This window comes from Mesorhizobium carmichaelinearum, assembly GCF_900199455.1.
GTDB classification, from domain to species: domain Bacteria; phylum Pseudomonadota; class Alphaproteobacteria; order Rhizobiales; family Rhizobiaceae; genus Mesorhizobium; species Mesorhizobium carmichaelinearum.
In genome coordinates, this window is record NZ_FZQR01000074.1 from 1 (window position 1) to 8,831 (window position 8,831).

The 8,831-nt window shown below is 59.9% G+C and carries 7 protein-coding genes and 4 pseudogenes; 3 read left to right on the forward strand and 8 right to left on the reverse strand.

Going from position 1 to position 8,831, the window contains the following annotated elements; all coding sequences use genetic code 11:
* Nucleotides 1-314: 314 nt before the first annotated feature.
* Nucleotides 315-866 (forward strand): annotated as a pseudogene (locus CKW40_RS41385) (ABC transporter ATP-binding protein); the annotation flags it as partial.
* Nucleotides 867-1,100: 234 nt separating this feature from the next.
* Here CKW40_RS41385 and CKW40_RS41390 read toward each other — a convergent pair.
* The 6 genes and pseudogenes from CKW40_RS41390 to CKW40_RS41415 form a co-directional block, all read right to left on the reverse strand.
* A pseudogene (locus tag CKW40_RS41390) lies at nucleotides 1,101-1,499 on the reverse strand (transposase); the annotation flags it as partial.
* Between the two features lie 302 nt (nucleotides 1,500-1,801).
* Entirely contained in the window at nucleotides 1,802-2,968 is a 1,167-nt protein-coding gene (locus tag CKW40_RS41395; RefSeq protein WP_095205283.1) for an IS110 family RNA-guided transposase, read from the reverse strand.
* A gap of 77 nt (nucleotides 2,969-3,045) precedes the next feature.
* Nucleotides 3,046-3,627: pseudogene (locus tag CKW40_RS41400) on the reverse strand (ISNCY family transposase); the annotation flags it as partial.
* A 395-nt stretch (nucleotides 3,628-4,022) separates the two neighbouring features.
* Nucleotides 4,023-4,454: a hypothetical protein gene (locus CKW40_RS43510; RefSeq protein WP_143748521.1), complete on the reverse strand. Its 432-nt coding sequence runs from the start codon at nucleotides 4,452-4,454 to the stop codon at nucleotides 4,023-4,025.
* The gene (locus tag CKW40_RS41410; protein ID WP_095205284.1) at nucleotides 4,451-5,056 is read right to left on the reverse strand and encodes a hypothetical protein; all 606 of its coding nucleotides are present in this window, start codon (nucleotides 5,054-5,056) and stop codon (nucleotides 4,451-4,453) included. Before CKW40_RS41410 ends, CKW40_RS43510 begins: the two co-directional genes overlap by 4 nt.
* A 227-nt stretch (nucleotides 5,057-5,283) precedes the next feature.
* Nucleotides 5,284-5,616, reverse strand: a complete 333-nt coding sequence (locus tag CKW40_RS41415) for a plasmid pRiA4b ORF-3 family protein (RefSeq protein ID WP_095205285.1) — start codon at nucleotides 5,614-5,616, stop codon at nucleotides 5,284-5,286.
* 675 nt (nucleotides 5,617-6,291) lie between these two features.
* On the opposite strand from CKW40_RS41415, the gene CKW40_RS41420 reads away from it, so the two are divergent.
* Nucleotides 6,292-7,152 carry a MurR/RpiR family transcriptional regulator gene (locus CKW40_RS41420; protein WP_095205286.1) on the forward strand — a complete coding sequence of 287 codons (861 nt, stop codon included), beginning with the start codon at nucleotides 6,292-6,294 and terminating at the stop codon, nucleotides 7,150-7,152.
* Nucleotides 7,153-7,372: 220 nt separating this feature from the next.
* Here the strand turns inward: CKW40_RS41420 and CKW40_RS45200 are convergent.
* Nucleotides 7,373-7,489: pseudogene (locus CKW40_RS45200) on the reverse strand (MucR family transcriptional regulator); the annotation flags it as partial.
* A 139-nt stretch (nucleotides 7,490-7,628) separates the two neighbouring features.
* On the opposite strand from CKW40_RS45200, the gene CKW40_RS41430 reads away from it, so the two are divergent.
* A complete protein-coding gene (locus CKW40_RS41430; RefSeq protein ID WP_244571547.1) occupies nucleotides 7,629-8,675 on the forward strand; it encodes a YopT-type cysteine protease domain-containing protein in 1,047 nt (348 codons plus the stop codon).
* A gap of 59 nt (nucleotides 8,676-8,734) precedes the next feature.
* Here the strand turns inward: CKW40_RS41430 and CKW40_RS43515 are convergent.
* A partial coding sequence (locus tag CKW40_RS43515) for an IS3 family transposase (RefSeq protein WP_143748509.1) occupies nucleotides 8,735-8,831 on the reverse strand: 97 nt, incomplete at its 5' end.

Below are 8,831 nucleotides of genomic sequence, written 5' to 3' on the forward strand. Positions count from 1 at the left end.
AAGGCTACGACGCCATCATCGACGCCGCGTGCCACGCCTGGCGCGAGCTCATCAAACGACCAAAGACCATCACTTCAATCGGGACGCGCCAATGGGCTCACGTCGGTCAATCAACATGACCGTTGGTATAAATGGCCTTCGAAAAGCTCGTTGAAAGATATCACTCATGGGGTACCTGAGTTTCTATCATCAAATGAGATAAAAGGGTGGCGAGTTGCTTGACGCCTTTCTCCTATTCCGCTGTTCTGAATTGACGTGGTGGCACGCTTCGATGTCTGGCTCGGCAAAGGCCGGATATCCGAATGCGCTGCTGGCAGGATGTTTCGAAGGTAACTCAGACTTCGCTGCGGTCTCAGATTGCAATCGTGCAGCAGGACCCCGCGCTGTTCCATCGCTCGCTCGCCGAGAATATTGCCTACAGCTGCCCCGGCGCCACCCCCACAGACATCGAACAAGCCGCACGCCTCGCGAGCGCGCACGAGTTCATTGTGCGCTTGCCGAAAGGCTACGGCACCCTGGTCGTCGAACGTGGAGTGAAGCTTTCCGGCGGCGAGCGTCAGCGAGTGGCTATTGCGCGCGCCTTCCTGGCCAATGCCCCGATCCTGATCCTCGACGAAGCCACCTCGAGCCTGGACTCTGAGTCGGAGATGCTGATCCAGCAGGCAATGGAAAGACTGATGGTTGGCAGAACGACGCTTGTGATTGCGCATCGGCTCTCAACGGTTTGCTCGCTAGACCGGCTCCTTGTATTCGATCGCGGCCGCATTATCGAGGAGGATGATCATGCCGCCCTCGTTATGAAGGGCGGCATTTACAGCCGCCTGTTCGAGCTGCAGGCGTTGGAACTAAGCAAGCGGCTGGTCTGAGCCAATCTGGATGCGCCTGGAACTCGAGGCGAATCCCTAGTCTAGTTTCCGTCCATAAACGTTGATTTTTGTGAGCGTTTGCAGTCGCTTGCCGACATGATGCACTTGGTTTTTCGGCGTCTGATTACGCCAACCGCGAGGACCCGCGACGGCGGGCTCTCAGACCGAGAGTTGGGCGCGGCCCATCGGCCGGCTCCCACCGGACAGGCTGCTGGCCAAGCCCATGGTTTGATGTCAGCTCGGGTTGAGGCGGGTAAGGAGAACGAGATTAAAAGCCACGACCGAGAACCAGACGTAGGCCCTGAAGTGATCGAGCCCGCGCCAGGTGCAGCGCGGCAAGCCGTAGGCGCGTTTCAGGTATGAGATGCCGGCCTCGATGCCGACACGGAAGTTGCGCAGCTTGCGATAAACCCAGCGGAAGGCCATGTCGCGCACGCCCCAAGCCTTAGCCTGGCTCAGATTGCGGCGACTGGCAAAGCCACCATCGGCGGCGGCTTGCCGCGGCGCTTGACCATAGAGGTCGCTGTGGCGTTCCAGCATCGGCAGCAAGCGGTCGCAGTCGGCCGGGTTGCCCGTTTCGATGACCAGATCGAGGATCATGCCGCTCCTTCTGCTGGTGAGATTGAGCTTATATGAGGAGGGTCAAGCTGGAACTTTTATCTAGGGCAACATTTTCTACCTACGGTGATTGCGGCATCCACGGTCTGAGCCTGATTGCATGACGCGGCTCGTTGCCGAGCCAGATCCAACTTATATACGGTCGCTGTTCGAAACAGCAGCACCAACATCCCGCTTGCGGCGGACAAGGCTCAGGAGGACGGGACCATTCTTGTGGGCGGCATTTCAAGGCCATCCCAACCTTCGGTTCGTCCCACCTGGATCCGCCAGGACTGATCGGATCCTGGAAGATTGCAGAATTCAGCTCGGCTAACGCGTCAGGCGGTCTTCATGACGGCACCCTCGATGACGACGCCGGCGTTGAGATATTTCCACAGCGCGACGAGCAGCTTGCGGGCGAGCGCGACAATCGTCGTCTTCTTGAGACGGCCGCCGTTCTGCTTGACCCGGTCCCTAAACCACAAGGTGAGCGCCGCGTCCGGTTGATGACGCACCCACAGCCAGGCGAGCTGGATCAGCGTCGTGCGCAGCCTTGAATTGCCGGATTTCGAGACCCCCTGCTCATGATCGATCCTCCCGCTCTGCCAAGGTGTCGGTGCAAGGCCGGCATAGGCAGCCAGCTGTCGTCGGTTATCGAAGTGACGCGACAGTCCCTCCGACCACAAGACGGCGGCGAACTCCGGCCCGATGCCTTTCAGGTTGAGCAGCATCGCCGGGGCCGGCGAAACGGCCTCAGCGGCAGCGAGCATGGCATCGCGCTCGGCCTCGACAGCCTTGATCTGCTCCAGCAGCAGTTCGAGCCTGTCGAGTTCCCGGTCGATCTGCGCCTTCAGATGTGCAGGCAGCGGACGGCCGTCGCCGGTCTTAAGCGCCTCCAGGCGCTTGCGCCGGTCGCGGCGCAACGGCTCGTAGCCGGACACGCCCTGGGCGAACAGCAGGCCTTTGATACGGTTGGCGTGGCGCACGCACTCGTTCGTCAATGCCTTGCGCTCACGCGAGAGACGACGGCGGTCCTCTTCCTCGGGTGTCGGGACCCGGACCATCGCACACACCCGTGGCTCGCCTCTCTTGTAGGCCAGCAACGCCCGGACCAGCGCCTCGCCGTCGATCTTGTCGGTCTTTGCTCGGCGCCGCCGGCGTGAGGTCGCAATCGAGGCCGGATCGACGACGTGGTTTTCGATTCCTTCGGCCTGCAGCACCCGGTGGATCCAGAAGCCGTCGAGACCGGCCTCCTGGATGACGATGATCGGAAAGCAACGCCCGGTTCGTGCCTCTGCCTTCCTGTTGAGTTCAGCAAACCGATCCAGCAGTCCGGCGACATCGCCAGCGGCCACCGAATGTTTAGCCATCTTCTCGCCGCCGCCCGGCGACAGCGAGGTGATCAACCATTTCGAGCGGCTGAGTTCCAATGAGACGAAAATTGCGCCAAGATCCGTGCGGATAGCGGTCGGCGCTTCGGATCGGTTGGCTGCTGCAACGGGCATGCTTATCTCCAGAGTAAGGTGTTAAGTAAGCGACCTCACTTTGCCAGAGCGCAGATCGCTATCCACCCTCCTCATAGGATCTTGTGGCCGTATTCGGTGTCGCGGCTGCCTTTGACGATGATATCGGCGTGCGGCGCGAACAGGCTGACCAGCTTCTCGCCGGCGGGCACCGGCTCGCCGGCCAACACCGCCGCTCGCTCTGTGCGATGATCCGCTCGATCAGCGGCTGATAGTGGCGGACTTGCGCCTGCCAGAACTCGACAAGGAGATCGGCCACTATGGCCAATTGCAGCGCCGCCTGGTCCAGCTATGCCAAGGTAAGCCGAGCGATTTTGATCAACTCGCTGTAGAGCTGAACTCGCTTCGGACGACCGCGGACTGGATAGCGTAGGCTCGCTTCTTCGCCGCGCGTCGGTGGTCGCGTCAGGTAAGTTCGGCATTTCCGGCCAGTGCATCTGCTTGCATCAACAAACGCACCATCACACGCACGGCGTCCCACAGCAGGCTGCTGTCGCTCGGCTCATGCAGCAGCGCCGCGGTGACGGTACTGTCCCGACGCACGACACTGCCGTCTTCCAGCTTCGCCTGCCGGGCATTCGAAAGCAGTGTTTGATTAATCTGTTTCCAAGTCTCGGCCGGATCGCGCTGATCGTCTTTGCAGCACCGACTTCTTCCGGGCAGCATGAAAAGTTGGGGGTCGCCAGGCGGCCATCCTGGGTGCATTTTCTGGTCTGTGCCGTTCCTCGCGCCAGCGCTTGAAGTCGTTGTCCAGAGTGCCGTCTAGTACGCGCGTTCGCAGCTGGATGAGGAGATGGACGCCACGCGGTGTCCATTGCATCTGTTGTTTCTTGGCGAAACGCTTGGCGATCACCTGATTGACAGTTGACTCGACGAAGGCGGTCGAAACCACCTCTCCATAGCGGTGCCGCTCTGCGAAGTTTTGGGATCAGATCGGCGTTGTTGTCGATGTAGCGGCTGAATCCGACGGAACCGGCGCAGCTTGCGCACCTCTGGCGGCGGATCGGCGATGAGATCAAACCCGTCGGTGAAGTCCTCAACGAGGATGAACGCCCGACCGACGTTGCCGTGCCAAAGGTGGTGTTTCACGCCTTCGAGGGAGCAACGGCCGCGGGCGCTGCAGCGGTGAGCGGCGGTGGTAGGCCGCGCGCCATCTGCTGGAGCACTGTGATGCGCATGGCAATGTGGAAATAGTCGAGAACGTGCTCCGCGTTGGGCGCATGTAATATTGGAGGTCTCGCAGATTGCAGGCGCCATCCGACATGAAGGTCATCTCCTGGTTCATCACGATGCCCTGATTGACCAACAGCTCGTGTAAACGGCGCTTCGGCTTTTCGCCGTGTCTGGCTACAAAGCCAAAGCGCCGTGCCCGCCCATCCTCGGACACGGATTTGCCGACGATCACCTCGAAATTGGTCGGTCTGTTGGTCCAACTGCGCACGTAGCCGCCATCGATGCCGATCGTCACGGGCGGTCCGGGGATCGGCATCTTGTTCTATGGCCTGGCATCCGCTCGCGAACGTCGCCTGCTCGGGGGCCGAGTTCGGCTTCGAGACGCTCGGCGAGCCGCATCGCGTCGTTCCTGATCGTCGACGCGTTCACAGCCTTGTCGATCGGCAATACGTCGGCCAGGAGAGCGGCGGTAACACTGTAGGCCGCAAGCGAAGCCCAACGCGCCTCAAGCGCAAGCAGATCGGGCGTAACACGTTCGGGCAAAGTGGCCACGGCAGGCGCGACAGTGCCGAGCACCGCTTGGCATTGGCAGCATCTATATCGTGGGCTCGGCAGCGCGAGCTTGCCGAAGCACGTTCGTACGGTGATTGTGCGCTTGTCCTTCAGTTGCCGGGGCCGGCGGCAACACGGACAAGTCCGCTGGCGTCGGCCAGGTCGAGGGCCTGTGCTCCCGTGATGGGCCTCCTGGAGCGTGGCCAAAGTCCTTTTCGCTTCTTCCAGCGTCAGGCCGAGCTCATTGATCGACAGTGCACCATCGCTTCGATCGAAGCTGATAATTTCCTGCGTTTCGACTACCGCATCGCCGCCGTCGATCATGAGTTGAATGGCAAATCGCATCTACATCCCTCCTTATTGGGGGGAGGGAAGCATGCGGCTTGGTTGCGGTCAGCCCTGATCAGCTCCGAAAGTTCGAGCTTCAGAACGGCATTAACCTCGCGCCGGCTGAAGCGCTCGGGTTCAAAGGCGCGCAGGGATCATCGTCTTCGAGCTCCTTATCGATATCTTCTTCATCGTCACGAAGCAGCCGATCGATGTCGCCGAAGCGGAACCGATCGAGGAGCGCGTCATAGCCTCTCGGGCCACCAATAATCTTCGGGCGGGCCGGCGCGCGCGCCGGCAATGAAGACCGGGTAGGCCTTGCCGCCCTCTCGCTTGAGCTTGGCCCCAACCCGGATTTCGTGTTCCCACAGATCGCCGAAATCATATTCGCAGTGGATGCGCTGGCGCACGCGCAATTGGAGATCCGCGTGCATCACCTCGCGCCCCGCCGCGTCACTGTGGCGCTCGCCTGTCCGCGTCGTGCCGTAATGCCGGCCATGCAGCTTGAGAGCATGAAGATGGTAGTTCTCCCAACCGAAAGCGATCTGGATTGTTCGGTGCAGCGCGTAGAGTGTCATTCCCCTGGGACGAACAGCCGGCGCCAAATCATCGGCGAGGTTCGTCGCAAGCTCACCTTCAGCTGATACACGTCGGAATTTGCAATAGCGGACATGGCGGCGAAGCTAGCGTAGAGCCGACGAGACCCCCAGCTTTTTCATGCTCCCACTCGTCAGCTTCTCGAAAGCTGAGCCGAATAGCATGCGAACGCGAAAGGCTAACCATCCTACCGCTAGCTAACCAACCTACCGCTATTTGAAGGGGTAATCACGAGTTCGCAAGCTCAATCCATTCGATCCAAATTTCGCAAAGCGCTACGCTTCCTGCAGCAGGAGCAGGCCACCCGAGTGGGGCAAGCGGACTTTGAGCAGCACCTAAACGAGGCGCCGCAAGCCGTGCTAGTGCGATGTGGACGGGCGACGTTCCGGTCATGGCGAGGCCGGCGGAGCGGCAACGCCGCAGATTGCCGGTTCGCAGCCGGGATCGTGCCCTCGAGTTCGGTGCGAGGCTGTCAGCAAGGTATCACCGCACGCATTAGCGGAATCGACCCCGCGTCGGCAAAGTGCCGGATCGCTGCGATACTTAAGGGCAGCAAGATGAAAGTTCATTTGGATAGTCTGCGGCCTACAAGTTCCAATTGTTTCTAGAGATATGCAATTGGGCGAATGAGGCATTTTAGATTGGAAAAGGGTCCTTTGGCCGAGCTGTTGGTCGAACAGTTCGAGAATATGCCGCCGCAGCTGCAGGTCGCCGCGCGTTTCGTGCTGGACCATCCCAAGGATGTCGCACTGATGTCGATGCGCGAGCAGGCGCACCAGGCCAGCGTTTCGCATAGCACCATGATGCGGCTGGCGCGATGGCTTGGCCTTGACGGCTACGAGGATATGCGCAGCCTTTATGCGCGGGCGCTGCGTGAGACGATCGCCGGTCAGTCGGCGCGACAGGGTGTCGAGAACGATGGCGCTCCGGGATATTCGACTGCCGGTGTCGTTGCCGACACGCTCGCGGCCCAGATTTCAAGCCTCGGTGAATACGGCAATGCCATGCAGTTCATCGCCGCCGCCGACCTGCTTGCAAGATCACGCGATCTTTTCGGTCTCGGCTCGCGCTCGGCCTATCCGGTCACCAGCCACTTCGTTCACGTCATGTCGTTTCTGGCCGGCGGTGACCGCAAGGTGACGCTTGTCGGCGAGATGGCCGGACAGGGCCTGGATGCCCTTCAGCACGCCGGACGTGGCGACATGCTTCTGGCTGTGGGCATGTCGCCTTATGAGCGCATGACCATCGACGTGGCGCGCCAGGCGGCCCGGCAAGGCGTCGGCGTGGTGGCAATCACCGACAGCAGCGTGTCTCCGCTGACGCGGATCGCGCGTGAGACAATCATCGTCACGTCGAAATCGCAGTCGTTCTTCCGAAGCATGGCGCCGGCGTTCGCTGCCGTCGAGATTCTTGCGGAACTGACGGCAGGGCACTCTGAAACGAACGCCGCAGAGCGGGTAAAACAATCGGAAGAGCGGCTCGCTGCTTTCGGCATCTATTGGAAGCCTCGCCGATAGCATCTGGATCGAACGGCCATGGCGCCAGCCAGGCTGCCGGCAATGGTTAGGCCCTCGGATGGTTCGTCCGACAACCCCTACCAAGCCCCCAATCCAGCCGAAAAAGGGTCAATGCCTCGGCAAACGCCGCGCAAATAGCGAGGCAAATCCCGCCTTTCATATTCTGCGCAGATCATGCCGGTGGCAGTTGCACGCTTCGGAAATAGTCCAGACAATGAAGTTAAGCCGCGAGGGTCCGCTTCGCCGGCGCCGGCTCAGGCATATCCGGCTCTTTCGGTTTGCGGCCGACCCCCATCGTCTTGGCCAATGCCGAGCATGCCGCGGCGTAATTTGGCGCACAGCAGTATTCTCGGAAGAACACTGCGCCTGGCAATGCTCATGTGAAACCTTAAGAGTGCTCGTCAGCTTCTCGAAAGCTAAGCCGGGCAAGATCAGAGCGCCAAGGCTAGTCAACCCCACCCCGTTCGGAGGGCAACATGGACCCATTTCGCAATCTCGATCTTTCCTTGGATCCAAATTTCGCAGCGTCCTATACCATGACGCACCAAGAGCAAGCGTCCCAAGCTGGGCAAGGGGACTTTGAACTGCACCTAAACAAGGCTCCGCAAGCCGGTGCCGTAAATCTCCCCACCATGGAGCGCCATAATCCCTCTGGGGGGCTTAAGCCCTTTGGCCAAACGATTTCTATGCTCGATAACGATCACCGGGTCAAATATGCTAAGGAGCTACGTGACCGTGACGGCTATCCCAAAGTCCCGCCGTCTTTGGTGAATCCCACGCCGCCAGCAACGGATACCAAGCAAAATCTCGCGCCGTGGACGAAGCTGCCACCTGAGGCGTTGCCCAACAAAATGGGGCTTTGCGCCAGCAAGCCACACACATCGGATGTAACTTTTCACAGTTCAAACTCCTCCACCACGAGTGCCAGTACATCTTCTCCAGCGAGGCCGAGCACCTCCGTGTTCGAATACAGGACGGCCGAATTGCCCCTGGCGAATGAAAACGGCATCTGCGTTGGGCTGACTGCAGAGTGGCTACTCAATCTCAACAACAGCGCGTCAGCCCGAATGAATGCGCTAATACCTGGATCGGAAAGGCATGCCTCAGCGGCTGTGCGGCAGCAGCGGTATCAGGACCTCAAGGACCTATTGCGAAGCGAGGGTGCAGGAGCTTCGCAGGCCGACCTTCAGGCACAAAACACCGTGTTGCAGGAAGCGGGCTTGGCACCATCCGGAAAAGAGAAGAAATACAAATTCGGCGAGCCTTCGAGCTTCTCGCGCATGCTTGACAAAATCACCGAAGACGGATCGACCCATTTGCTGAGCCTGTATTTCGCCCAAGGTGGCGCACACACAATTGCGACCTCGGCGTCGAATGGAATGACCACGCTCTTCGATCCTAACTATGGAGAATTTACTGTTGGATCACGCGAGATGGCTTCATTGTTCCAAAGCCTCACCAATCGTTACAGGAACCCAAACGGGCAGCATTTGTCGACAGTCACCACACAAAGGATGTACTAAGTCGGGCCGTACTTTCCGACGGCTGGATATGGCCTGCTGCCGGTTTTTCGGACACGAGGTTAAGCTAACATAGCTTGTTCCTCGAACTCCACGGGGCTCAGATAGCCCAGTGTCGAGTGCCTCCGCCGAGGGTTGTAGAAGCGCTCGATGTAGTCG

Coding starts and splice junctions, on each gene's coding strand:
- CKW40_RS41410 (WP_095205284.1), bottom strand. CDS start 5,056: ATGCGATTTGCCATTCAACTCATGATCGACGGCGGCGATGCGGTAGTC.
- CKW40_RS41415 (WP_095205285.1), bottom strand. CDS start 5,616: ATGACACTCTACGCGCTGCACCGAACAATCCAGATCGCTTTCGGTTGG.
- CKW40_RS41430 (WP_244571547.1), top strand. CDS start 7,629: ATGGACCCATTTCGCAATCTCGATCTTTCCTTGGATCCAAATTTCGCA.
- CKW40_RS41395 (WP_095205283.1), bottom strand. CDS start 2,968: ATGCCCGTTGCAGCAGCCAACCGATCCGAAGCGCCGACCGCTATCCGC.